The sequence below is a fragment of the Mesorhizobium vachelliae genome, assembly GCF_033977325.1.
GTDB classification, from domain to species: Bacteria; Pseudomonadota; Alphaproteobacteria; order Rhizobiales; family Rhizobiaceae; genus Mesorhizobium; species Mesorhizobium vachelliae.
Genome location: NZ_JAVIIR010000009.1, coordinates 184,126 through 208,193, shown reverse-complemented (window position 1 = coordinate 208,193; position 24,068 = coordinate 184,126). Strand labels below are relative to the sequence as shown.

At 65.0% G+C, this 24,068-nt stretch carries 20 protein-coding genes; 7 read left to right on the top strand and 13 right to left on the bottom strand.

Going from position 1 to position 24,068, the window contains the following annotated elements:
* Nucleotides 1–283: 283 nt before the first annotated feature.
* The 7 genes from RFM41_RS20315 to bcoG form a co-directional block, all read right to left on the bottom strand.
* Entirely contained in the window at nucleotides 284–1,216 is a 933-nt protein-coding gene (locus RFM41_RS20315; protein WP_320250311.1) for an alpha/beta hydrolase, read from the bottom strand.
* 123 nt (nucleotides 1,217–1,339) lie between these two features.
* Nucleotides 1,340–2,122 carry a carnitinyl-CoA dehydratase gene (locus RFM41_RS20310; RefSeq protein WP_320250312.1) on the bottom strand — a complete coding sequence of 261 codons (783 nt, stop codon included), beginning with the start codon at nucleotides 2,120–2,122 and terminating at the stop codon, nucleotides 1,340–1,342.
* Entirely contained in the window at nucleotides 2,115–4,193 is a 2,079-nt protein-coding gene (locus RFM41_RS20305; protein WP_320250314.1) for an acetate--CoA ligase family protein, read from the bottom strand. Before RFM41_RS20305 ends, RFM41_RS20310 begins: the two co-directional genes overlap by 8 nt.
* 64 nt (nucleotides 4,194–4,257) lie before the next feature.
* Entirely contained in the window at nucleotides 4,258–5,421 is a 1,164-nt protein-coding gene (locus RFM41_RS20300; RefSeq protein WP_320250316.1) for an acyl-CoA dehydrogenase family protein, read from the bottom strand.
* A 4-nt stretch (nucleotides 5,422–5,425) separates the two neighbouring features.
* Nucleotides 5,426–6,574: a carnitine 3-dehydrogenase gene (locus RFM41_RS20295; RefSeq protein WP_320250318.1), complete on the bottom strand. Its 1,149-nt coding sequence runs from the start codon at nucleotides 6,572–6,574 to the stop codon at nucleotides 5,426–5,428.
* A 5-nt stretch (nucleotides 6,575–6,579) separates the two neighbouring features.
* Nucleotides 6,580–7,203 (bottom strand): HD domain-containing protein, encoded by a 624-nt coding sequence (locus RFM41_RS20290; RefSeq protein WP_320250320.1) that lies wholly within the window; start codon nucleotides 7,201–7,203, stop codon nucleotides 6,580–6,582.
* A gap of 16 nt (nucleotides 7,204–7,219) precedes the next feature.
* Complete coding sequence (gene bcoG / locus RFM41_RS20285) at nucleotides 7,220–8,143, bottom strand: 3-dehydrocarnitine:acetyl-CoA trimethylamine transferase BcoG (RefSeq protein ID WP_320250322.1); 924 nt, start codon at nucleotides 8,141–8,143, stop codon at nucleotides 7,220–7,222.
* Between the two features lie 138 nt (nucleotides 8,144–8,281).
* Here bcoG and RFM41_RS20280 point away from each other — a divergent pair, with 138 nt between their 5' ends.
* Nucleotides 8,282–9,262 carry a GlxA family transcriptional regulator gene (locus RFM41_RS20280; protein ID WP_320250324.1) on the top strand — a complete coding sequence of 327 codons (981 nt, stop codon included), beginning with the start codon at nucleotides 8,282–8,284 and terminating at the stop codon, nucleotides 9,260–9,262.
* 59 nt (nucleotides 9,263–9,321) lie between these two features.
* On the opposite strand, the gene RFM41_RS20275 is transcribed toward RFM41_RS20280, so the two are convergent.
* The 3 genes from RFM41_RS20275 to xylA all read right to left on the bottom strand — a co-directional run bounded on the left by RFM41_RS20275 (nucleotide 9,322) and on the right by xylA (nucleotide 11,923).
* A complete protein-coding gene (locus RFM41_RS20275; RefSeq protein WP_320250326.1) occupies nucleotides 9,322–10,107 on the bottom strand; it encodes a TIGR01458 family HAD-type hydrolase in 786 nt (261 codons plus the stop codon).
* Nucleotides 10,108–10,197: 90 nt separating this feature from the next.
* On the bottom strand, nucleotides 10,198–10,401 hold the full coding sequence (locus RFM41_RS20270) for a hypothetical protein (protein ID WP_320250328.1): 204 nt from the start codon (nucleotides 10,399–10,401) through the stop codon (nucleotides 10,198–10,200).
* Nucleotides 10,402–10,597: 196 nt separating this feature from the next.
* Nucleotides 10,598–11,923 carry a xylose isomerase gene (xylA, locus tag RFM41_RS20265; RefSeq protein ID WP_320250329.1) on the bottom strand — a complete coding sequence of 442 codons (1,326 nt, stop codon included), beginning with the start codon at nucleotides 11,921–11,923 and terminating at the stop codon, nucleotides 10,598–10,600.
* Nucleotides 11,924–12,034: 111 nt separating this feature from the next.
* Between xylA and RFM41_RS20260 the strand changes: the two genes are divergently transcribed.
* Entirely contained in the window at nucleotides 12,035–12,397 is a 363-nt protein-coding gene (locus RFM41_RS20260) for a nuclear transport factor 2 family protein (protein WP_320250331.1), read from the top strand.
* Between the two features lie 197 nt (nucleotides 12,398–12,594).
* On the opposite strand, the gene xylB is transcribed toward RFM41_RS20260, so the two are convergent.
* A complete protein-coding gene (xylB, locus tag RFM41_RS20255) occupies nucleotides 12,595–14,049 on the bottom strand; it encodes a xylulokinase (protein ID WP_320250333.1) in 1,455 nt (484 codons plus the stop codon).
* A gap of 82 nt (nucleotides 14,050–14,131) precedes the next feature.
* Nucleotides 14,132–15,457, bottom strand: coding sequence for a tetratricopeptide repeat protein (locus tag RFM41_RS20250; RefSeq protein WP_320250334.1), 1,326 nt, complete (start codon nucleotides 15,455–15,457; stop codon nucleotides 14,132–14,134).
* A gap of 321 nt (nucleotides 15,458–15,778) precedes the next feature.
* Between RFM41_RS20250 and RFM41_RS20245 the strand changes: the two genes are divergently transcribed.
* On the top strand, nucleotides 15,779–18,457 hold the full coding sequence (locus RFM41_RS20245; RefSeq protein WP_320250336.1) for an autotransporter family protein: 2,679 nt from the start codon (nucleotides 15,779–15,781) through the stop codon (nucleotides 18,455–18,457).
* Nucleotides 18,458–18,572: 115 nt separating this feature from the next.
* Here RFM41_RS20245 and RFM41_RS20240 read toward each other — a convergent pair whose 3' ends face one another.
* The gene (locus RFM41_RS20240) at nucleotides 18,573–19,196 is read right to left on the bottom strand and encodes a LysE family translocator (protein ID WP_320250338.1); all 624 of its coding nucleotides are present in this window, start codon (nucleotides 19,194–19,196) and stop codon (nucleotides 18,573–18,575) included.
* A 423-nt stretch (nucleotides 19,197–19,619) separates the two neighbouring features.
* On the opposite strand from RFM41_RS20240, the gene RFM41_RS20235 reads away from it, so the two are divergent.
* The 4 genes from RFM41_RS20235 (at nucleotide 19,620) to RFM41_RS20220 (ending at nucleotide 24,020) form a co-directional block, all read left to right on the top strand.
* Nucleotides 19,620–20,288 (top strand): L,D-transpeptidase, encoded by a 669-nt coding sequence (locus RFM41_RS20235; RefSeq protein ID WP_430691547.1) that lies wholly within the window; start codon nucleotides 19,620–19,622, stop codon nucleotides 20,286–20,288.
* An 80-nt stretch (nucleotides 20,289–20,368) separates the two neighbouring features.
* The gene (locus tag RFM41_RS20230) at nucleotides 20,369–21,535 is read left to right on the top strand and encodes a diphosphate--fructose-6-phosphate 1-phosphotransferase (protein ID WP_320250342.1); all 1,167 of its coding nucleotides are present in this window, start codon (nucleotides 20,369–20,371) and stop codon (nucleotides 21,533–21,535) included.
* A complete protein-coding gene (locus RFM41_RS20225; RefSeq protein ID WP_320319292.1) occupies nucleotides 21,535–22,296 on the top strand; it encodes an MBL fold metallo-hydrolase in 762 nt (253 codons plus the stop codon). The genes RFM41_RS20230 and RFM41_RS20225 overlap by 1 nt, the downstream gene beginning before the upstream one ends.
* A 185-nt stretch (nucleotides 22,297–22,481) precedes the next feature.
* The gene (locus RFM41_RS20220; RefSeq protein ID WP_320250346.1) at nucleotides 22,482–24,020 is read left to right on the top strand and encodes a DegQ family serine endoprotease; all 1,539 of its coding nucleotides are present in this window, start codon (nucleotides 22,482–22,484) and stop codon (nucleotides 24,018–24,020) included.
* The last annotated feature ends 48 nt before the right edge of the window (nucleotides 24,021–24,068 follow it).

Here is a 24,068-nt window from a genome sequence, read left to right as displayed (position 1 = left end):
TTCCCTGGCTGAATTGTCTGCCTTTGTCCTTGCGACGATACGCCTGCGCCGGGGAGGGGTCAACGGAACCAGCCGGAAGCCCAGTGCATCGAACCCATCACACAGGCGGTGGTTGAGCGGGGCGGACTCGGTTTCTCGAGTCCTCGAAGTCCCTGGAGTTCCGATCATTGACGCCTTCCTCCGTGCCGCATCATTGCGGCGCCAGACCGTCAGTCGCGGATCAGAACGGAAAGGTTCAATGCGGCGGATGAGAGGCGGAAGGAAAGTCGGCCATGCGAGGCTATCACCAGAGCCAGTCACCGCGCCCAAGCGCCGAAACCGCCTCGACGATGCGGGTGAAACTGGCATGCGCCCGGCCGACCATGTGCCGGGCCCTCAGATAGCCATGCACTAGGCCGGGTTCCTCGAACCAATATGCGTGCCCGCCGGCGGCCACGACACGGTCCCGGTAGGCCCCGCCGTCGGACGACAGCGGATCGCATTGCGCGGTGATCAGCACCGTCGGCGGCAAATTGGCGAAGTCGGCGTCGGCGAGCGGGTAGAGCGTGATGTCGCCGGTCATATCCACGCCGCCGGTGCGGATATGCTTGTAGAAGTCGAGGTCGCGCACGGTGAGCATCGGCGCCTCGGCATGGGTCACGTAGGATCCCTTGGAGTGGTCGCCGCCAAGGCCGGGATAGATCAGCATTTGGCCGGCCGGCTTCTTCTGATGGCCGCGCGTCGCATGCGCAACCGCCGCGCAGAGATTGCCGCCGGCGCTGTCGCCGCAGAGCACGATGGGGCGGTCATAGGTCCTGGCGGCCCATTCGAAGGCGTCCATGGCGTCGTCGAAGGCCGCTGGGTGCAGATGCTCCGGCGCCAGCCGGTAATCGAGCGAGACCACATCGAAGCCGGTACGCGCGCAGAGCTCGGCGCAGACATCGTCATGGCTGTCCAGCCCGCCAAGGATGAAGCCGCCGCCGTGGATGTAGAGCACCATCGCGGCTTTGTTCGGAACGGCGTTGCGGTAGATGCGGATCGAGATGCCGTTGGCGATGGCTGTCGTCTCTGCGCTCACACCTTGCGGATAGCCGGCAAAGAATTCCCCGCACATCCGGTCGTAGATCGCCCGCTGCTGGGTGATCGTATAGTCGATCGTATCCGGCGGATAATAGGAGTTGGTCTTCTCGATGAAGGCCCAGGTTTCCGCGTCGATGAGGGTTTTGTAGTCGGTCATGGGCACTCCTTACCTCCCCCTCGATGGGGGAGGTCGCCGCGAAGCGGCGGGTGGGGGTGGCGGCGCTTCACCCCACCCCGGACCTTCGGTCCGACCCTCCCCATCGAGGGGAGGGTAAAGAGACTATCGTCCCTTCCAAACCGGATCGCGCTTTTCCGCGAACGCCCGGAACCCTTCCATATTGTCTTCCGACCCGTAGAGCTTGTCGACCGTCGGCAGCTGCCGGCGCGTCACCTTGTTCATGGCGTCCTGGAAGGTCAGCGCCTCGGCCACCCGCGCCGTCTCCTTGATCGAGGCGAAGACCAGCGGCGGCCCGCTGGCGAGCAACCTGGCGATCTCCCAGACGCGCTCCTCGAGCTTGTCCTTGGGCAGCACCTCGTTGACCAGGCCCCAGCGATGCGCCTCGGCGACATCCATCCAGCGGCCGGTGAACAGGAGGTCCATGGCGATATGGTAGGGAATGCGCTTCGGCAGCTTGATCGTCGCCGCGTCGGCCAGCGTGCCGGCGCGGATCTCGGGCAGCGCGAAGGAGGAATGGTCCGAGGCGTAGATGAGGTCGCAGGACAGCGCCAGCTCGAAGCCGCCGCCCACCGCCATGCCGTTGACGCAGGCGATCACCGGCTTGTTGAGGTCGCGCAGCTCCTGCAGCCCGGCAAAGCCGCCGACGCCGTAGTCGCCGTCGACCGCATCGCCACCGGCCGCCGCCTTCAGGTCCCAGCCGGCGCTGAAGAACTTGTCGCCGGCCGTCTTGACGATGGCGACGCGCAGGTCCGGATCGTCGCGGAACGCCTTGAAGGTTTCGCCCATCAGCCGCGACGTCTTGAGGTCGATGGCGTTGGCCTTCGGCCGGTCGAGTGTGACCTCGAGGATGGCGCCTTCGCGGCGGGTGGTGATGACGTCAGCCATTCTTCTTTTCTCCAAGCACCAGCAGGGCGTCAGCGATCCAGGCGCCCTTGCCTTTGGCGCAGACGATCAGCGGATTGATGTCGAGCTCCTCGATCTCGCCCTCGTTCTTCTGCACGAAGTCGGCAATGCCGGCGATGGCGTCGATGGCAGCCGCGACATCGGCTCTGGGCCGGCCGCGATAGCCTTCGAGGAGAGGATAGAGCTTGAGCCCACGCAATGCCGCCTCGATGTCGTCGCGCGTCGCCGGCAGCATCAACGTCACGCTGTCGCGCAACAGCTCCACCAGCACGCCGCCGGTGCCGAGCGTCATCACCACGCCGAACATCGGATCGCGCGTGAAGCCGACGATCAGCTCGGCGACGCCGTCGCGTACCATGCGCTCGGCATAGAGCCCGGTGCCGAGCGGCAAAAGGTCATGCGCGGCGGCGCTGACGGATTCGGCGTCCTTGAGGTTCAGCCTGACAGCGCCGACTTCCGACTTGTGCGTCACGCCAAGAGCCTTCAGCGCCACCGGGAAGCCCAGCGTCATGGACGAGATCACCGCCTCGACCGCGTTGGAGGCGCGCTCGCCCTTCGGTACCGGCAGGCCGGCCTTGATCAGCCTTTCCTTGGCCTCGGCCTCGTCCGGCGTCACGCGCTTGGCTTCGGATGCGCCCGCCGCCGTGGTGTCGACCGGCTGCGCCTGCGGCTCGCGCCAGGCCCAGCCGATGAAGGCGGCGGCCTGGGCGGCATCCATGGCCTCCGAGATGCCGAACAACGGCACCATGCCGCGCGCCATCAGCCCGGCGGTGTATTCCTCCGGCAGGTTTTCCGGCAGCGAGGAGACGATCGCGCCCTGCGCTTTGTTGGTCTTCAGTGCCGCCTCGAAGGCGCGCAGCGTCGCCCACCAGTCGACGTCCGAGCAGCGGTCGGGACGCGGGAAGTCGAGCACCAGCATGTTGAGGTCGAACCCGCCCGACACCATGGCGGTGAAGGTGGCCGTCATCGCCGGCTCGTTGTTCCAAATGAAGGTGTGGTAGTCGAGCGGATTGGCGACCGCGACCAGCGGCCCGAGCGTCGATTTCACATGCGCGCGATGCTGGTCGGTCAGCGTCGGGAAATGCACCCAGCGCCCTTCGGCGCTGTCGGCCATCACCGAAGCCTCGCCGCCGGAGCAGCTCATCGAGGAAAGCTTGTAGCCGGGCAACGGTCCGGTGATGTGCAGGAGCTTCAGCGCCTCGATGAAGGCGGGAATGGAATCGACGCGCGCGATGCCGAGCCGCTTCAGGAAGGCGCCGGAGGCGGCGTCCGATCCGGCGAGCGAGGCGGTGTGCGAGACGGTCGCCTGCCGCGCCTGCTCCGAGCGCCCGACCTTCATGGCGATGATCGGCTTCTTCAGCTCGCGGGCGCGCGCGGCCAGCCTCTCGAAGCCGGCTACCGAGTCAAAAGCCTCGATATGCAGGCCGAGCGAGGTGACGCGCTCGTCCTCGATCAGGCCCAATGCCATTTCCGAAAGGCCGGTCTGCGCCTGGTTGCCGGCCGTCATCAGGAAGGCGATCGGCAGGCCGCGCTTCTGCATCGTCATGTTGATGGCGATGTTGGAAGACTGGGTGATGATGGCCACGCCCTTGCCTCCCTCGGCCAGCCTGATCCCGCCATGCTGGTCGGGCCACAACAGAGCGCCGTCGGCATAGTTGATCAGGCCGTAGCAATTCGGGCCGATGATCGGCATCTGGCCGGCGGCGGCAACGAGTTCCGCCTGCAGCCGCTCGCCGTCCTCGTCATAGGCCTCGGTCTCGAGGAATCCCGCGGCAAAGCAGACAGCGCCGCCGGCGCCGCGCTCGGCTAGCGCCTTGATCACCTCGATGGTGAGATGCCGGTTGACGCCGACAAAGGCGGCGTCCGGCGCTCCGGGCAGGTCGGCAACGGAGCGATAAGCCTTGCGGCCGGCGACCTCGTCCTTGGTCGGATGCACCGGCCAGATTTCGCCGGCAAAGCCCATCTTGATCGATTGCGCCACGACGGCGGCGGCCTGCGCCCCGCCGAACACGGCGATCGATTTCGGGCGCAGGAGACGTTCGAGTTTATGCATGGTCATCTTTTCGTTTGAGCGCGATCTTCGCCAAAGCCGTATCCCGGCTTTGGCGCATCATGCTCTAAGCTCCGAACGGACGCAGCAGCGCCCGCGAAATAATATGTCGCTGAATCTCCGACGTGCCTTCCCAGATGCGCTCGACACGGGCGTCGCGCCAGATGCGCTCCAGCGGCAGGTCGTCCATCAGCCCCATGCCGCCATGGATCTGGATAGCCTCGTCGGCGACGAAGGCCAGCATCTCGGTGGCCTTGAGCTTGGCCATCGCCATGTCCTGGTCGGTGACGGTGCCCTGATCGTATTTCCAGCCGGCTTCGAAGACCATCAGGTCTGCGGCCTTCAGCTCCGTCGCCATGTCGGCGAGCTTGAACGAGACGCCTTGGAACTTACCGATCTGCTGGCCGAACTGCTGGCGCTGCGCGGCATATTCGATGGCGTGCGACAGCGCGCGCTCGGCGCGGCCGAGGCAGGTTGCGCCGACCTGCAGGCGGGTCGCGCCGAGCCAGGAATTGGCGACGTCGAAGCCCTTATGCACTTCGCCGAGCACCTGCGAAGCCGGCAGCCGGCAGTCGTCGAATTCCAGGATCGAATTGGTGTAGCCGCGATGCGAGACGTTGCGGTAGCCGTCGCGCACCGAAAAGCCCTTGGTGCCCTTGTCGACGAAGAAGGCGGTGATCTTCTTGCGCTTGCCGCGCGGCGAATCCTCTTCGCCCGAGGCCATGAACACGATGGCGAAATCGGCGATGTCCGCATGCGAGATAAAATGCTTGGTGCCGTTGAGCACCCAGTCCGAGCCGTCCTGCACGGCCGTCGCCTTCATGCCGCGCAGATCGGATCCGGCGCCCGGCTCGGTCATCGCCAGGCAGTCCCACTTCTCGCCGCGGATGCAGGGGAAGAGATATTTCTCGCGCTGCTCCAATGTGCCGGCGAGCAGGATGTTGGACGGACGCGCGACACAGGTCCAGTGCAGCGCATAATTGGCGCGGCCCAGCTCCTTCTCGTAGAGCAGCCAGCTTACCGTATCGAGGCCCGCGCCGCCGACATCGGCCGGCATGTTGGCCGCATAGAGCCCGGCCTCGATCGCCTTCGCCTTCAATTCGTCGATCAGTTCGCGGCGCAGCACGCCGGTGCGCTCCACCTCGCGCTCATGCGGATAAAGCTCGTTCTCGACGAAGGCGCGTGTCGTGTCGACGATGAGCTTTTGTTCTTCCGAAAGACCGAACTGCATCGACTCAGCCCTTCTTCTTGCTCTTCTTCGCCTTGTCAGCCTTGGCGTGCTTCCCGGCTTTTGTCGGCTTTTCAGCCTTTGCCGGCTTGGCTGCCTTCTTCGCCGGCTTTGCCGCCTTGGCCTTTGCGGGAGCCGTGGCTGGGGCCTTCTTCGCAGCCAGCTTGGAGAGCTGCCTGGTATAGTCCTTGTGCAGCGCGCCGGCGCCCCAGCCCTTGCCCTTGTTCTGCCTCGACAGCGCTTCCATGATCGCGACCAGATTGTCGTCGCGGATGCGCTCGAGCTCGCGGATCGACAGGCCATGCGCCTGCTCGTCCGACTGCGTGGCGATCAGGTCGACCAGGTCGTCGTTGAACTCCGGCACGTCCATCAGCTTGGTCCACGGCCATTTCAGGCAGGGCCCGAACTGCGCCATGAAGTGGCGCATGCCGGCCTCGCCGCCGGCGACGCGATAGACCTGGAACATGCCCATCTGCGCCCAGCGCAGGCCAAAGGAATAGCGCATGATGTCGTCGAGTTCCTCGACGGTGCAGATGCCGTCCTTGACCAGCCACAGCGCCTCGCGCCAGGCGGCCTCGAGCAGGCGGTCGCCGACGAAGGCCTCGATCTCCTTGCGCACCACCACCGGCTTCATGCCGATCGAGGCATAGAGCTCCTTGGCGACCTCGATCGCTTCCGGGAAAGTCTGCTGGCCGCCGACGATCTCGACCAGCGGCAGCAGATAAACCGGGTTGAACGGATGGCCGACCACCAGCCGCTCCGGGTGCTTCTTCATCGCCACCTGCATGTCGGTCGGCTTGATGCCGGAAGTCGATGAGCCGACGATGGCGTTGGCCGGCGCATGTGCATCGATCTCGGCCAGCACCTTGTGCTTGAGGTCGAGCCGCTCCGGCACGCTTTCCTGGATGAAATCGGCATCGGCGACCGCCTCGGCGATGGTCTTGGCGAAGGTGAGCTTGCCTTCCTTGGGCAGGCCGTCTGGCAGCATCTGCTTGTAGGCGCGGCGCGCGCCTTTCATCACTTCGCCCACTTTGCGCGAGGCTTCCGGATCCGGATCGAAGATCGACACATCGATGCCGTTCAACAGCAGCCGCGCCACCCAGCCGGCGCCGATGACACCGCCGCCGATGGCGGCAGCCTTGTTGATGATGCTCATGCTTGTCAGGCTCCGGTTCTGGTCTTGGCTGTGTCGGGGTTCGTGAGGGCCACGCGCTCGCCGGCGCGGATCACCGCCGGGTCGTAGGCCTTGCGGGCGAAGACTTCGAGCACGAACGGCCGGAAGAACGCGACCGGCAGCGTCTCGTAGTCGGGGTCGAAGCTCGACTGGTCCCAGCGTTCGCAGAACTGGTCGCAATCGTCGAAATAGGGATGGCCGGCGAAGCGGTCGCGGGCATGCCGATTGCCGCCCAGATGATGCGCGTAATAGAGGCGCTGGAAGTCGCCGTGCTTTTCCACCACCCAGGTGCATTGCTCGCGCACGAAGGGTTTTAGGATCGTCGCGGCATATTCGTCATGGTTGTAGGGCGCGTAGATGTCGCCGATGTCGTGCAGCAGCGCGCAAACGATCCAGTCGGTGTCGGCGCCATCCTGCCAGGCGCGCGTCGCCGCCTGCAGCGAATGGCCGAGCCGGGTGATCTTGTAGCCCGAAAGCCCTTCGTCCAGCTGCACGAGCGCATCGAGCAGCCGGTCGCCGGTCTTGGCGGCATAGTCGATCTCATGGGCGGTCAGGAATTCGTAGTCTTCCTTGTCGCCATCCTTCATCGCGGTGAATTTGACGGTAGCCATAGTGTGCTCCCCCGTCTTACGCCGCGGCTGCGATCGGCGCCCGCTTGGTCAGGTTGAGCTTCTTGCGCACTTCCTCCGGTCCAAGGATACGGGCGCCGAGATTGGTGACGATGCTGGCCGCGCGTTCGACGAGCTGTGCGTTGGTCGCCAGCACGCCCTTGTCGAGCCAAAGATTGTCTTCCAGGCCGACGCGGACATTGCCGCCGGCAAGCACCGCCGCCGCCGCATAGGCCATCTGATTGCGGCCGATCGAGAAGGCCGACCAGTTCCAGGTCGAGGGCACGTTGTTGACCATCGCCATGAAGGTGTTGAGGTCGTCCGGCGCGCCCCACGGCACGCCCATGCAGAGCTGCACCAGCGCGTCCGCGTTGAGCACCTTCTCCTCGACCAGCTGCTTGGCGAACCACAGATGGCCGGTGTCGAAGGCCTCGATCTCCGGCTTCACGCCCAGCGCCGTCATCATGCCGCCCATGGCGCGCAGCATGCCGGGCGTGTTGGTCATCACATAGTCGGCCTCGGCGAAGTTCATCGTGCCGCAATCCAGCGTGCAGATTTCCGGCAGGCACTGGCGCACATGTTCCATGCGGTTGGTGGCGCCGCCCATGTCGGTGCCCTTCTCGTTGAGCGGCAGCGGCGCTTCCGGGGAGCCGAACACCATGTCGCCGCCCATGCCCGCGGTGAGGTTCAGAACCACATCGACATTCGCCTCGCGGATGCGCTCGGTCACTTCGCGGTAGAGATGCACGTCACGACGCGGCTTGCCGGTCTCGGGGTCGCGCACATGGCAATGGACGATCGCGGCGCCCGCCTTGGCGGCGTCGATCGCCGAATCGGCAATCTGCTTGGGCGAGCGCGGCACGTGCGGGCTGCGGTCCTGCGTGCCGCCGGAACCAGTCACGGCACAGGTAATGAAGACCTCACGGTTCATCGCGAGCGGCATCGTCTTTCCTCCCAAAATTCGATCAGCCATTGATGTCGACCAAAAAGCCGGAAACCGGCTTTGCTATGACGACATGCGCCGAAGCTGGCCAAGAATGACCGACTTGCCGGAAACTGTTTTGCGTTTTACGAAGTTCTCATGATCAAAAACGAAAAGCCGACGATCTTTCGGTCGGAGCGCGCGACGCTCAAGGTGACCTTCCTGGTGTTCTCGGGCTCGTCGATCATGTGCGTCGCTTCCGCCGTCGACCCGCTGCGCGCTGCAAACCGCATCTCGGGCGAGACGCTGTTCGATTTCAAGCTGGTCTCGGTCACCGGCGAGGCACCGGTCACTACTTGCGGCCTCCCCGTGGCCGTCAGTGGTCGCTTCGACGCTGCCGAGCCGACCGACATGCTGGTGGTCGTCGCCGGTTTCGGCACGCAGAACTACGCCACGTCAGCGCTGCTTGCAGGTTTGCGAAGGGCGGCGCGAGCGGCCCGCGCCTGCGGCGGCGTCGAGGCGGGCACCTGGCTGGTGGCGCGCGCCGGCCTGCTCGAGGGCCGCAGCGCCACCACGCATTGGGAGGACATGGAGGATTTTTCCGCCGCCTTTCCCGGCGTCGACGTGCGGCCGGACCGCTATGTCATCGACGGGCCGGTCTTCACCTCCGGCGGCGCCTCGCCGACCTTCGACCTGATGCTGCATCTCGTCCGCACCCGGCTCGGCATGGCGGCGGCGCTCGATGTCGCGAGCGTCTTCATCTACGACCAGGCCCGCGCCGCAACCGATGCGCAGCCATTGGTCTCGCTCGGCCGGCTCGACGGCTATGACCCAAGGCTTGCTCAGGCGATCCGGCTGATGGAAGCGCATGTCGACCAGCCGCTCACCATCGACGCCGTGGCAAAGCGCGCCGGCGTGACGGCGCGCACGCTGGAAGGCATTTTTCGCAGATCGATCGGCGAGACGCCGGGCGCCTACTATCTGAGGCTGCGCCTCAGCGCCGCCCGCCGCCTCGTCGTCGACACGCGCATCGCCATGGCCGATATCGCCGGGCGCACAGGCTTTTCGTCTGCCGCGGCATTTTCCAGGGCATTTTCAAGAGCGTTCGGCGAGGCGCCGGTCAGGCTGCGGCGCGGCTAATGCATGTCGCCCAAAAGTGCGAAGCGGTTTTGGGACAACGACATGCATCAAACAAAGGCTTAAAGCGCGTCGCCTGAATCCGCTTCAGCGCGACGCGCTTTAAGTATCCAGTCGGCCGCTGCCGCCAGATCGTCGACCACGGCGGTAGGTGCCGGATCGAAGCGCGTTTCGTCGCCAGGACGGTACTTGCCGGTCCGCACGAGCAGCGCCGCGCCGAGTCCGGCGTGCAATGCCCCGGCGACATCGCTCTCCGCGTCGTCGCCGACCATGACCGCATCGGCCGGCGGGCAACGCAAACCGGCAAGCGCCGACAGGAAAAAATCGGGCGACGGCTTGCCGAGCACGACAGGGCTGCGGCCGCTGGCGAATTCGAGCGCCGCGACGAAGGCGCCGGTGTCGAGGCTGAGCAGTCCGTCGGCATCCTTGAACGTGCGGTTGACCGCAAGCGCCACGAAATCGGCGCCGGCAATCAGTTCGCGGAAAGCGCGGTTGAGGCTGGCGTGGTTGAACGCTTCGCCGGCATCGCCGACGACGACGGCTTTATCGCTCCCGTCTTCCACTCCGGAAAACTCGGTCTCGAGGTCGGGATGGACGAGCAGATGCGGCCGGCGGCCGTGCTTGCGGAGCCATTCGACGGCTGCGCGCGCCGGCGTCAGCAATTCCTCGTCGCCAACTCCTATGCCCATGGAGGCGAGCTGCGCGATGATTCTCTTGCGCGGCGAGCGTGTCGTGTTGCTGACGAAACGCAGTGGCAAGCCTGTGTTTCGCAGACGCTCGATGGCCGCGACAGCGCCGGGAACTGGGGTGTCGCCATCGTAGACGACACCCAGAAGATCGAGCAGCACTGCGCGTATCATCGATGCAGGATGGAGAAACAGTCTCCGTTCGTCAAACCAAGGAGAATCAGGTCACTGAAGAATCAGGCCAAGGAAGAATCAGGCGGCGTCGCGATCTTCGCCGACAATGCGCGAGCGCATGCTCTTGGCCAGCGCCGTTTCCAACCGCGCGGCGACCGCGCGATCCCATTCATTCGGCTTGCGGGCGCCGTCTTTCGAATGCGGCAGCGCCATCAGCCGATCGATGATCGAACCAGCCTCACTGGAAGAGAGCAGGGCGTCGATTTCGCGTTCGTGCTGCATACGTTTCGCCTCCTTCTTTCCTTCCCGCCACAGGAGCCACGTTTATACGAGTTCCGTGACGGCTGTTTGAAGGCAAGAACGGGGCGATTGAGGGGCGATTCGGGGCAAGACCTTGTCGTGAAGTCCTGCCCCGCGCGAAGGCGGATTCTACCGCAGCCGCTTGTCAGATCGATGCGGTCGGCTGGCCGCCAAGCGGTCAGACGTAGCGGTTGACGATGTTTTCGAGCAACTCCTGCCGGCCAGAGCGCGGCTGCGGCTCGATCTTCTTCTTCACCACGCGTTCGGCGATCTCCTCCAGCGTGCGCTTGCCCGAAAGCATCGCCTTGCCTTCGGCGGTGTTCCAGCCGGCATAGCGCTCGGCGAGCGGGCCGGACAGCGCCTTGTCCTCGATCATTTTCGCCGCCGCCTTCAGGCCGCGCGCGCAGGCATCCATGCCGCCGATATGGCCGATCAGGAGATCGTCCGGGTCGAGCGACTGGCGCCGGAGCTTGGCGTCGAAATTGGTGCCGCCGGTCTTGAAGCCGCCACCCTGCAGCACTTGGTAATAGGCCAAAGCCATTTCCGGCACGTTGTTGGGGAACTGGTCGGTGTCCCAGCCCGACTGGTAGTCGTTGCGGTTCATGTCGATCGAGCCGAAGATGCCGAGCGCGTTGGCTAGCGCCAGCTCATGCTCGAAGGAATGGCCGGCAAGGATCGCGTGGCCCTGCTCGATGTTGAGCTTCACTTCCTTCTCCAGCCCGAAGCGCTTGAGGAACCCATAGACGGTGGCGACGTCGTAGTCATACTGGTGCTTGGTCGGCTCCTGCGGCTTCGGCTCGATCAGGATCGTGCCCTTGAAACCGATCTTGTGCTTGTAGTCGACGACGAGGTTGAGGAAGCGGCCGGCCTGCTCCTGCTCGCGGGCAAGGTCGGTGTTGAGCAGCGTCTCATAGCCCTCGCGCCCGCCCCACAGCACATAATTCTCGCCCTTCAGCTTCTTGGTGACGTCGATGCACTTCTTCACCGTCGCCGCCGCATAGGCGAACACATCCGGATCGGGATTGGTGGCCGCACCCGACATGAAGCGGCGGTGCGAGAACAGGTTCGCCGTGCCCCAGAGCAGCTTGACGCCGGTCTTTTTCATCTTATCGGCGAAATAGTCGGTGATCTCGTCGAGGCGCGCAGCACTTTCGGAGAAATCCTTGCCCCCCGGGCGCACGTCCGCATCGTGGAAGCAGAAATAGGGCGCGCCGAGCAGCGAGAACATCTCGAAGGCGACATCGGCCTTGAGCCTGGCCAGGTCCATCGTGTCGATGCCGCCCGGCTTGGCGAACCAGGGCCGGTCGAAGGTCTGGCCGCCGAACGGGTCGCCGCCCGGCCACGCGAAGGAATGCCAGTAGGCGACGGCGAAGCGCAGATGGTCTTCCAGCCGCTTGCCGGCCACCACCTCGTCAGGATTGTAGAAGCGATAGGCCAGCGGATTGGTCGAATCCGGCCCCTCATATTTGATTGTCTTGATGTCGCCGAAAAATCCGCTGCTCATGGTTTCCTTCCTCTCCGAGTGGTTTGCCTGATTACCTCAGGCGTAATTGGTTTCGCTCTTTTGCGGGGCCAAAAGGGTCATGTCGAAACAATCCAACGAAGGAGCATGACAATGACCGACCTCAGTACGATCGCCCGCAACTACATCAACGCCTGGAATGAGAGCGATGCGACCCGTCGCAAGGCCTTGCTGGAAGCGGCCTTCACCAAGGATGTCAGCTATCGCGACCCGGTCATGCAGGGCGACGGCCATGAAGGCGTCGCCGCGCTGATCGACGGCGTGCAGCAGCGTTTTGCCGGCTTCCGCTTCTCGCTGAAGGGCGAGCCGGACGGTTTCGCCGACAAGATACGCTTCTCGTGGAATCTTGGGCCCGAAGGCACCGAGTCCGTCATCGAAGGCACCGACATCGGCCTGATCGAGAACGGCCGCCTCAAGAGCGTCACCGGCTTCCTCGACAAGGTGCCGGCGCAGTGAGGGTTGTTGGGTAAGAGAGGCGCGAGGCCCCCCTCTCTGGCCTGCCGGCCATCTCCCCCTCAAGGGGGGAGATTGGATGTCGCTCCGGCTTTCGCCAATCTCCAGCGTCGCAAGAATGAGCGAGGCGCCCCAACTGCCAATCTCCCCCCTTGAGGGGGAGATGCCCGGCAGGGCAGAGAGGGGGGCCTCGCGGCTGCTCACGCGGTTACAGCTCTGATCGCCGGATAAAGCGCGCGATAGCGCTGGTAGGCGTCGGCGAAGGCGCCGCCCAGGCCAGAATCCGGCTCGATCGTCGCATCGGTCGCCGGCGCGGTGCAGACGGCAAGCGGATCGGCGCCGGTCGCGGCAATCAGCCCCAGCCTTGCCGCCCCGAACGCCGCGCCGAAATCGCCATCGGCCGGAATATCGACCGGCACCTGCAATGCTGTCGCAATCGCCTTCAGCCAGTAGCGCGAGCGCGAGCCGCCGCCGATCGCGGTCACCCTTGTCAGCGTCGTGCCGGCCGTCTTCAGCGCTTCGAGGCTGTCGCGGAAGGCGAAGGCCACGCCTTCCACCACCGCCTGCGTCAGCACGGCCCGGCTCGACTGATGCGCCAGCCCGGTGAAGGAGCCGCGGATGGCGGAATCATTGTGTGGCGTCCGCTCGCCCGAGAGATAGGGCAGGAAGGTGACGCCCGTCGGCGTCTTCAGCTTATCGCCGAGCTCGCCGGTCAGGTCGCCGGCGCTCTTTCCAGTGATCTCCGAAAGCCAGTTGAGCGAGTCGGTAGCCGACAGGATGACGCCCATCTGGTGCCATGTGCTGGGCAGCGCGTGGCAGAATGTGTGCACCGCGCTTTCCGGATTGGGCAGATAGGAGGCGTTGGCGGCAAAGAGCACGCCCGACGTTCCGAGCGACACGAAGGCATGCCCTGCGCCCACCGTGCCCATGCCACAGGCCGAGGCCGCATTGTCGCCGGCGCCGCCGGCGACCGGGATACCCGCCGCGACGCCCCATTTGGAAGCGAGCTCAGCGCGCAGCCCACCGGCCTTGGCCGTACCTTCGACCAGCGACGGCATATGCTTCTCGTCGAGCGACGTCGCCGCCAGCAGTTCCGGCGCCCAGCGGCGCTTGCCGACATCGAGCCACGAGGTGCCCGCCGAATCCGACATCTCCGAAATGTGCTCGCCGGTCAGCCAGAGCCGCAGATAATCCTTGGGCAGCAGCACCTTGGCGACATCGGCGAAGATTGCCGGCTCGTTGTTCTCCACCCAGGCGAGCTTCGGCGCGGTGAAGCCCGGGAAAACGATGTTGCCGGTGAGCTTGCGGAAGCGTGGGTCGGCATCGAGCGCCGCCGCCTCGACATGGCTGCGTGTGTCGTTCCAAAGGATGCAGGGCCGCAGCACCTTGTCCGATGTATCGAGCAGGGTGGCGCCATGCATCTGGCCGGAAAGGCCGATGCCCTTGACCGCGGCCAGCTCTTTCGGATGCGAAGCCTTGAGCTCGGCAATCGCCGTCTCGCACGCCCCGATCCAATGCGCCGGATCCTGCTCCGACCAACCGGGATGCGGCCGCGAGACGTCGAGCGAGCCATGGCCGGAGCCGATGACCTTCTGGCCGTCGTCGATCAGCAGCGCCTTGACGCCCGAAGTGCCCAGGTCGAGGCCGAGATACATGATTTCCTCCCACTGCCGTTAATTTTTTCGGATCTCGAAAAAATCTGGCTTGGCCAGTTTTTAGGGCAAGATCCGCTTCGGGTCAATTCTCTGACAAATCGAATGCGCGCCGCGAGAACAGCGCCGACAGCGGGCTGTCGGGCCGGGCCATCTGCCGTTCGGCGGCCAGCGCCCGTGCCAGCGCCGTATCTCCGGCGCGCAGCGCAGCCTCGATCAGCGTCAGGTCGATCACGTCGCGCTGCGCATGACTGCCACCGAAGCGATGCGCGATCGAGCGGATCGGCCGGATCAGGCGCACGGTCTCGTCGTGATTGCCCTCGCCGAAGGCTTTGATCGCAAGCGTCAGCGGATGGCCGACATCGCGCGTGAAGGCGGCATTGTCGTCGCTGCCGCGCATCGCCTCGCGCTGCGTTTCGAGCAGCGTTTTCGCCGGCGCTTCCAGCCCCGCGCCGACAAAGGCCATCATCGCATGGGCGTCGTTGAAGGCGTAATTGCCGGCGGCGGCTTTCGGGATCCAGTTGGCGGCGAGCGACGTCCAGCGGTCGCCGACATCGACGCCACCCAGAGTGAGGCGCCACAGGATAGCCGAGGCATCGACCATGTTGAGGGCCAATGTCGAGCGGTCGCCATAGATCGGCCCGTCATAGAGTCGGAACACCTCATCCGTCTCGCCGAGGTCATAGTGGAACAGCGCCAGGTGCCACCAATTGTGGATCTTGAGGAAGCTGTCCTTCGACCAGGCGTCGGGGTTGGCGCGCATCCAAGCGATGCCGTCCCTTTGCCGGCTCTGCATTTCCATGACATGGGCAACCGCGTGCTGCGCCCAGCCATCGCGTGGCTCGATCTCGACAGCTTGCCGGCCGAGCGATTCGGCGCGGGCATAGTCGCCCATTTCCTCCAGCCCGAATGCCTGCATGCCGAGAATGGCGTGGTAGCCCGGCATGCCTTTCTGCCAGGCCGGCAGCGCCCGGCCGATGCGGTCGCGCAGCATGCGGGCATTGCCGGTGAAGAAATCGATCTGATGTCCGACCTGCAGCGCCAGCGCGTCGCGCGGATTGTCGATCGCGATATCCTCCAGGATACGCGCGGCTTCATGCCATCGCCCATCGGCAAGCTGGCCAAGCGCCGCGACATGCGCCCGTTCACGCGCGGTGGCGGCAAGCGGCAGCGCCGCCTGATGGCTCGATCGGGCGACCGCCGTCGCGTCCCGCTCGGTGGCCAAGCCGAACAGATAGCCCTTGAAGACATGCGCCATGACAAAGGCCGGGGCATCGGCAATGGCGCGGTCGATGGAACCGACCGGATCGCCGATGAAGCATTGCAGTTCGTGCACCGCGCGGGCGTAGGACGACAACCCGGCTTCGGTCGCGCCCGAGTAAGCGAGGCCGAATGCGTCCTGCAGCGCCATTGAGTATCCTTAGACGATCGCGAATTGCTGTTCGGGGGCGATCCTAAAGCATCGGCGCGAAGCGTGCCAACGCCCTCCTGGATCAATCAATACTCAGGTCTATCCGCCTGAGATTGCAGTCCATCAACCATAGGAAACAGAATAGGCTTTGAAAACCGAGACGAATTATGTCTTCATTGCGGCAGGGGTAGGGCGGCTTAAATCGCGAATTGCGAGGACGCGATGCGGCTCTTTGGAAATTCTCTTCCGAGACTTCTTTCGGAAGGTAAACTCATATCAGAAAATGCTGATCGACTAATAAAAGGCTTGGACCATCCTTGGATGTTAGGCCTTCTGGCGTCGACAGCACTTACATTGCTGCCAGGCTCCCAAGCATTTGCCGCGTGCGTGCTGAGCCCGCCCGCTGGCAATACGACCTATGTTTGCGACAGCGGCGATTCCGGCGGCAGCCTCACCGACACCAGCGGCGACAACACGCTGACCTTTCCTTCCGGCGGCACCGGCCAGATCAGCGGCAACGTCACCTTCGGCGCCGGCGCGGATCGCATCAACATGCAATCCGGCACCATCACCGGCGCGGTCGACCAGGGCGATGGCGCGGATTCCTTCACCATCGGCGCCGGCACCGTCGCCGGCAATGTCCAGCAGGGCTCGGGCATCGACGATTTCAACATGAGCGGCGGCCAGATCGGCTCGCTCAACCAGGGCGATGGCCTCGACACTTTCACCATGAGCGGAGGCCGCATCGTCGATTTCTTCGACGACGGCGACCATGCGGTGATGACCGGCGGCCGCATCGGCCGCGTCAACATGAAGCTCGACAAGAACTACTTCAACATGTCGGGCGGCGTCATCGACCGCAACCTCGTCACCGGCTTCGACACCGACACGATCATCCTCTCCGGCGGCACGATCGGCGGCAACATCAGCGTCAGCGGCGGCGATGACAGTGTGACGATCACCGGCGGCACGGTCGGCGGCGATGTGCTGATGAGTTTCGGCTCCGACAGTTTCGTCTGGGACGGCGGTGGCATCATCTATGGCAATGTCGACCTTGGCGCCGACAACGACACCGCCAAGCTCAGCAATCTCACCAAAGCCAATATCGGCGGCACCAAAACGCTCAACGGCGGTCTCGGCACCGACACGCTCACCTTCGACAACGTCAAGCTGGACGGCATCGCCAGGGTCCAGAACTGGGAAACCATCAACGCCACCAACGACACGCAATTGACATTGGATGGCAACCTCGTGCTGGGCGACTCGGGCACGGGCACCGGCAAGATCAACGTCGACAAGGCAAGCACGCTCTATGGCGGCGGCTTCAATGCTTCGATCCAGGCCTTCACGTCAGGGCAACTGGCCGGGGTCTTCAATGCCGGCCGCATCGACCTGACCAATGGCAATACGGGCGCCACCGACCGGCTGACCATCAACGGCAATTATACCGGGCTCGGCGGCCTGCTGCTGATCCAGACCGAGCTTGGCGACGATTCCTCCGCTTCCGATCGGCTTGTGCTGTCCGGCGGCACGGCCTCCGGCTCGACCGGCATCGCGGTGGTCAATGCCGGCGGCGCCGGCGCCGAGACCACGGCGGACGGCATCATGGTGGTGCAGGCGGTCAACGGCGCCACGTCGAGCGCCAACGCCTTTGCGCTCGACGCGCCGGTCGCGGCCGGCGCCTTCGAGTATTATCTGTTCAAAGGTGGCGTCAGCGCCGGCAGCGCGCAGAACTGGTACCTGCGCTCGTCGCTGATCACGCCGACATCGCCGGCCGCGGGTTCGTCCGGGCCCGAAATCACGCCCGTGCCGCCGGAAACCGAGCCGCCGCCGCCGGCGTCGGAGCTGCCGCCGGTGCCGGTGCCGACCGATGGCGACGCCAACAACCCACCGGTCGACCCGACGCCGCCGGTTCAGACGGGTGATCCTGAGCCCGAAGCGCCGCCGGCCCCGCCCGAGGCGCCGCCGCCCGACCCGCCACCGCCACCGCCGCCGGTGCCGACCGACGTGCCCAATCTCCCGACGCCGGCGCCAGGCCAGCAAATCCTGCTCTATCGCGTGGAAGTGCCGGTCTATTCGGCCGTGCCGCCGGTGGCCGATCATCTGATGATGGCGACGCTTGGTACCTTCCACGAACGCCGCGGCGAGCAGAGCCTGTTGTCGTCCGACGCCGATCTGCAGCCGGTATGGGGCCGCATCTTCGGCCAGGACACCAAGATGGGCTGGTCGGGAACGGTCTCGCCGTCCTTTGACGGCACTTTGTTCGGCCTTCAGGCCGGTTTCGACCTTATCGGCCATGAAACCGCCTCAGGCTCGGTCGACCGCGCCGGCCTGTTCCTTGCCTATGGCAGCATGAACGGCGACCTGCGCGGCCAGGCGCTGGGTCAGGATGGGCTCGCGGTCGGCAGCCTCGACGTTAGCGGCACCAGCGTCGGCGGCTACTGGACCCGCATCGGCAAGTCCGGCTGGTACCTGGACGGCGTGCTGATGGCGACCTTCTTCGGCGGTTCTGCCGCATCGTCGCGCGACATCGGCATCGATGTCGGCGGAACGGGTGTCACCGCATCGCTCGAGGGCGGCTATCCGGTCGCGCTCGGACAAGGCTGGACGCTGGAGCCGCAGGCGCAACTGGTCTGGCAGCATCTGTCGCTCGACGACGCCAAGGACCGGTTCTCCTCGGTATCGTTCGATTCCGACGATGACGTCACCGGCAGGATCGGGTTGAGGCTGCAAGGCGAGACGGTCCTTGACGGGATGCCGCTGCAACCTTACCTCAAGGCCAATCTCTGGCACGATTTCGGCGGCACCGACCGCGTCGATTTCGAAGGCACCGACATCTCGACCGAGAGCCGGTCCACGTTCTTCGAGTTCGGCGGCGGCTTGGTCGCCAAGGTGACGGACAAGGTCAGCGTCTTCGCCACCGGCGACTACACGACCAATCTCGGCGGCGACGAGCGCCGCGTGCTCGAAGGCAATCTGGGCGTGAGCGTAAAATGGTAAGGGCGTCCTTCTCCCCGTTCACGGTTCACGGGGAGAAGTGCCCGAAAGGGCGGATGAGGGGTAAGTGCCAACATCGGCCAAAGAGCAGTTGGCAGCAACGAGCTGCTCTTGGACGTCAATTCCCCGACCGCATCGCCACTGTGGCGATGCCGGCGCCGACCAGCAGCGTGCCGCCGGTGCGGTTGAAGATGCGGATCGCCTTCGGGTTGCGCACGATCGCCCGGGCCCTGGATGCGACCAGCGCGTAGCCGAAGGCATTGAAGAAGGCCAAAGTCAGGAAGGTCGCCTCGAAGATCAGCATCTGCGTCCAGAAATCGGCGTGCCGATCGAGGAACTGCGGCAGGAAGGCGACGAAGAAGGTGATGCTCTTCGGGTTGAGCGCCGTCACCAGCCACGCATGGGCCATCATCCTTGCCGCCGAAACCGTGTCGGTGCGGGGCTCGGCCTTCAGCGCGCCGCCGGCGCGGAACAGCTTTATGCCGAGATAGATGAGGTAGCCGGCGCCGATCACCTTGAGCACGGTGAACACGGTGGCCGAAGCCGCGAGCAGCGCGCCGATGCCGAGCATCGACAGCGTCATGGCGGTGAAGTCGCCGAGCGCCACGCCGACCGCCATCGGCAGCGCGGTGCGCCAGCCCTGGCCCAGCGCATAGGAGACGACCAGGAGGATCGTCGGGCCCGGAATGACGAGAAGGATGGAAGAGGCGGCGGCGAAGGCGGCCCAGTTTTCGAAGGACATTTCCCTGCTCCTTGAGCGCAAAGAAAAGGATAAATCCCGGGGTCGCCGGGAATGTAAAGGGGCCGTTGGAAAAATCTTCGACGCCCGGCCCGCAGACCCATCGGCCGCCGCAATGATCCGCTAAAGCATGTCTCCCGAAAGTGGGATAAAGACATGCGCAAAATCAAAAACCCAAAGCGCATGGAGCGAATCTGAAAGATCGCGACGCGCTTTAGGGTTAAGCCAGGCTCCCGCACTTTCACCCTTTTTCAACCATGACTAGCGAAAATGCCTGCGATCCGGCCGGACCGTGCTTCCCGCCGGCAGCGTAGGGTTTGGTGCATGCGCGAGTTGCCGCAACGTCTGACGCCGCCTTCCAACGGCGCCGCAATCGATACCGAAATTCTCCTTTCCCGCCGCGCCGTGCTTTCGGGCGCCGGCGCCATGGCGCTGCTCAGCTTTGCCGGCTGCAGCACCACCGACACGCTCGATCTGCCGCAAATGCAGCTCGACAACACCGTCACCGGTTCCGTTCCGCCGATGCGCCCGGCGATCAGCGTCGACAAGAACATCACCGGCCCGGACGTCATGTACGCCTCGCTGACCGATGGCGGCTTCAACGTGCCGGCCGTGCCGTGGCAGAAGGTCAAGCCGCAGTTCCGCCGCCAGATCGTCGTCGACAAGACAGGCGAGGCGCCCGGCACCATCGTCGTCCATCTGCAGGAACGCATGCTCTATCTCGTCCAGCCGGACGGTGATGCCATCCGCTACGGTGTCGGCATCGGCAAGGACGGCTTCCGCTGGTCGGGCCGCGCCAACATCCAGTATGGCAAGGAATGGCCTGCCTGGACGCCGCCGCCGGAGATGATCCAGCGCAAGCCGGAACTGGTGAAATGGCAGGGTGGCCAGCCCGGCGGCCTCACCAATCCGCTCGGGGCCCGCGCCCTCTACATCTACCAGAACGGCAAGGATACCGGCTATCGCATCCACGGTTCGCCCGAATGGTGGAGCATCGGCCAGGCCATGTCGTCGGGCTGCGTGCGCCTGATCAACCAGGACATCATCGACCTCTACAGCCGCGTTTCCAAGAAGAACCCGGTCGTCGTGGTCTGATCCTTTCCTCCATCTCCCGTTGCGCGATGCCGCAAGACAGGCGAAGGTGCCCTCAAAACCTTCGCCCCGGGAGAGAAAAAATGGCTGGAACCTTCGTCATCGCGCAGGGCGGCGGCCCGACCGCCGTCATCAACCAGACGGTCGTCGGCGCCACGCTGGAAATCCGCAAGCGTCATCCAGGCGCCAAGGTGCTTGGCTCGATCCATGGCGTGCGCGGCATCCGCGACGGCAATTATGTCGACCTCTCCGCCATCCCCGAGGACAGGCTGCGGCTGATCGCCGGCACGCCGAGCGCCGCCCTCGGCTCGACCCGCGACAAGCCGGACGCCGCCTATTGCGAGGTCATCCTCAACGGCTTGAAGAAGGCCGGCGCCGACGCCTTCATCTATATCGGCGGCAACGACACGTCGGGCACCCAGCAGATCCTGACCGATGCCGCCGGCGGCTCGATCGCCTTCGTGCATGCGCCGAAGACCATCGACAACGACCTCGAGGAGAACGACCATACGCCGGGCTTCATCTCGGCGGCCGAATTCGTCGCCGGCGCCTTCCTCTCTGTCGATCTCGATTTCCGCGCGCTGCCCGGCATCTATGTCGGCATCGTCATGGGCCGGCATGCCGGCTTCCTGACCGCCGCCGCGGCCGCCTGGCAGCTCGATCCCGACAGTGGCCCGCATCTGGTCTATGTGCCGGAGCGTGCCTTCTCGGCGAAGCGCTTCATCGATGAAGTGCGCGAAAAGCTGGACCGCCACAAGCGCTGCATCGTCGCCGTTTCGGAGGGAGTCAGCACCGCCGACGGCAAGGCGCTGGTCGAAAGCCTTGTGCCGCCGGAGAAGCTCGAGCGCGACCAGCACGGCAACGTCAAACTGTCGGGCAGTGACCTGCCGGCGGCGCTGGAACGGGCGCTGGCCGAAGGCCTGCCGGGCAAGCGGGCGCGGGTCGACGCGCTGGGCTACATGCCGCGCGGCTATGTCGGCGCGATCAGTGCCGTCGACGCCAGGGAGGCCTTCGATGCCGGCGCCTTCGCGGTGGCCGTCGCCGGAGAGGGCGGCGGCTCGGTCGCGATCCAGTATGACGGGTCGAAGACCGTGTTGAAGAAGGTGCCGCTGAAGGCGGTGGCCGGCAAGACGCGCCACATGCCCGACGATTTCATGCAGCCGGACGCCAACCAGCTTTCGGAAGCCGGCATGGCCTATCTGAAGCGGCTGGTGCCGGAAAAATACAAGGTCGGGAAGCCGTTCGTCTGATGGCCGGCGGCTCGATGCCCGAGCTTGAGGTTGGCGACTGGTTCGGCAAGGCGAAAGTCGATGCCGGCACGACAATGCTGACCGAACCCTTCGTGCATGATTTCGTGCGCGCCAATATGTGGCATTTGAAGGGGCGTGACGCGGATCTGCTGGTCGACACCGGCATGGGCATCTGCCCGCTGGCGCCTGAGATCGACACGCCGCTCGGCAAGCCGCTGATCGTCGTCGCGACCCACATCCATCTCGACCATGTCGGCTCGCTGCACGAATTCCCGTTGCGCATGGGGCCGAGGATGAGCGCGCCCCAGTTCGACGTCATGGATGACGCCGTCACCTACGCCTATATGTTCCACAATCTCGACGGCGCCGTCTCGAAGCTGCCGGCGCCGAACTGGAAGGCGGCTGACTATCGCATTCCTCCCGCCTCGCTGACCCGCGCGCTCGACGAGGGCGATATCGTCGACCTCGGCGACCGGAAATTCCGCGTGCTGCATTTGCCCGGGCATTCCCCGGACTCCATCGCGCTTTTCGACGAGACCGATGGCCTCTTCTTCGCCGGCGACGCCATCTATGACGGCATGCTGATCGACGATCTGGCAGATTCCGATCGTGTCGCCTATTGCCACACCATGCAACGCCTGCTCGACCTGCCGATCCGCATCGGTCATGGCGGCCACGGCCCAAGTTTCGACCGCTCCAGAATGCGCCAAATTGCCTCCTCTTATCTGCGCCGGCGGCAGCGGTTCGTAAGCGCTTCCTGAATTAAATCTTCGTAAGGTCGCCCCAAAACCCTAATTCGGGCCATTCGGCGTCCTAGATGTCTGTCAGTCGAGACGGCCGGCTGCCATGCACGGCGAGACAGGCAGATCCGGTCATCGGCACGTCGACGGACGATCCCTGGGGGCGCCCGCGACGCCGGATCAACGCTCGCCCGGACAGAACGACCATGTCACCATCAAGCATTCTTCGCAGACATCGCGTCGCCGCCCTGCTGGGCGTCGCGCTGATCATTTCGCCCGTCGTCGTTTCCTTTGCCCAGAACAATGCCGGCCTCAGCACCGTGGCCGCGACGACGCAGACGCCCGTCGCCGGCATCACGGCCCCGAACGGTTCCTTCGCCCCGGTCATCGCCGTCACCAAGCCGGCTGTCGTCACCATCACTTCGGTCATGAAGGCGCAGCCTGAGGACCAGGGTTCGCCGCTCGGCGGCAATGCGCCTTTCGACCAGTTCTTCCAGCAGTTCTTCGGTGATCAGGGCATGCCGATGCCTCGGACGCCACCGCAGCAGCAGGGGCAGCGCGCCGAGGCGCTAGGCTCCGGCTTCATCGTCAGCGCGGACGGCACCATCGTCACCAACAATCATGTCATCGACGGGGCAAGCTCGATCAAGGTGACGCTCGACGACGGCACTGAGCTTCCCGCCAAGCTCGTCGGCCACGACGCCAAGAACGATCTCGCGGTGATCAAGATCAAGGCCGACAAGCCTCTGCCGACCGTCAAATGGGGCGATTCCGACAAGCTGATGACCGGCGACCAGGTGCTGGCGATCGGCAACCCGTTCGGCATTGGCACCACCGTCACCGCCGGCATCGTGTCGGCGCGCGGCCGCGACCTCCACAGCGGGCCGTTCGACGATTTCATCCAGATCGACGCGCCGATCAACCACGGCAATTCCGGCGGTCCGCTGGTCGATGTCAACGGTAATGTCATCGGCATCAACACCGCCATTTATTCGCCCAATGGCGGCAGCGTCGGGGTCGGCTTCGCCATCCCGTCGGACCAGGCTGAGAAGGTCGTCGCCAAGCTGATGAAGGGCGGCGACATCGAATACGGCTATCTCGGCGTGCAGATCCAGCCCGTCACTCCGGACGTCGCCAGCGCCATCGGCCTCGATCATCCGGGCGGCGCGCTGGTTTCCCAGGTCACCGACGGGTCGCCGGCGGCCAAGGCTGGCATCGAGACCGGCGACGTCATCACCGGCTTCGGCGGCCAGGAGATCAAGGATCCGAAGGACCTGTCGCGCGCCGTAGCCGACGTGTCGCCGGGCGCCAAGGAGACCGTCAATGTCTGGCGCAAGGGCAAGGCGATGCAGATCTCCGCCGATGTCGGCCGCAACGCCGATGAGCAGAAGACCGCCTCGAACGGGAATCAAGGCCGCAGCCCGTCGGCGGATCAGGGCTTGCGGGTTCCTTCGCTCGGCCTCGGCCTGACCGACCTCACGCCCGATATCCGCGACCAGCTCAACCTGGCCGAGAACCAGCGCGGCGCGGTGGTCGAGCGGGTCAATCCGGACAATGCGGCTTCGGCGGCCGGCATCCAGCCCGGCGACGTCATCGTCGGCGTCGACCAGACGCCGGTGAAGACGGCCAAGCAGGCCAATCAGGCGATCGCCGAGGCCGGCAAGTCCGGCAAGAAGTCGGTGCTCCTGCTGATCGATCGCGGCGACGCCCAGATCTTCGTCGCCGTCCCGTTCGCCGCCGGCTGAGAAAAGCCCCGACGGAGCCTGCCGGCCATCTCGGCGGGCTCCGTCTTC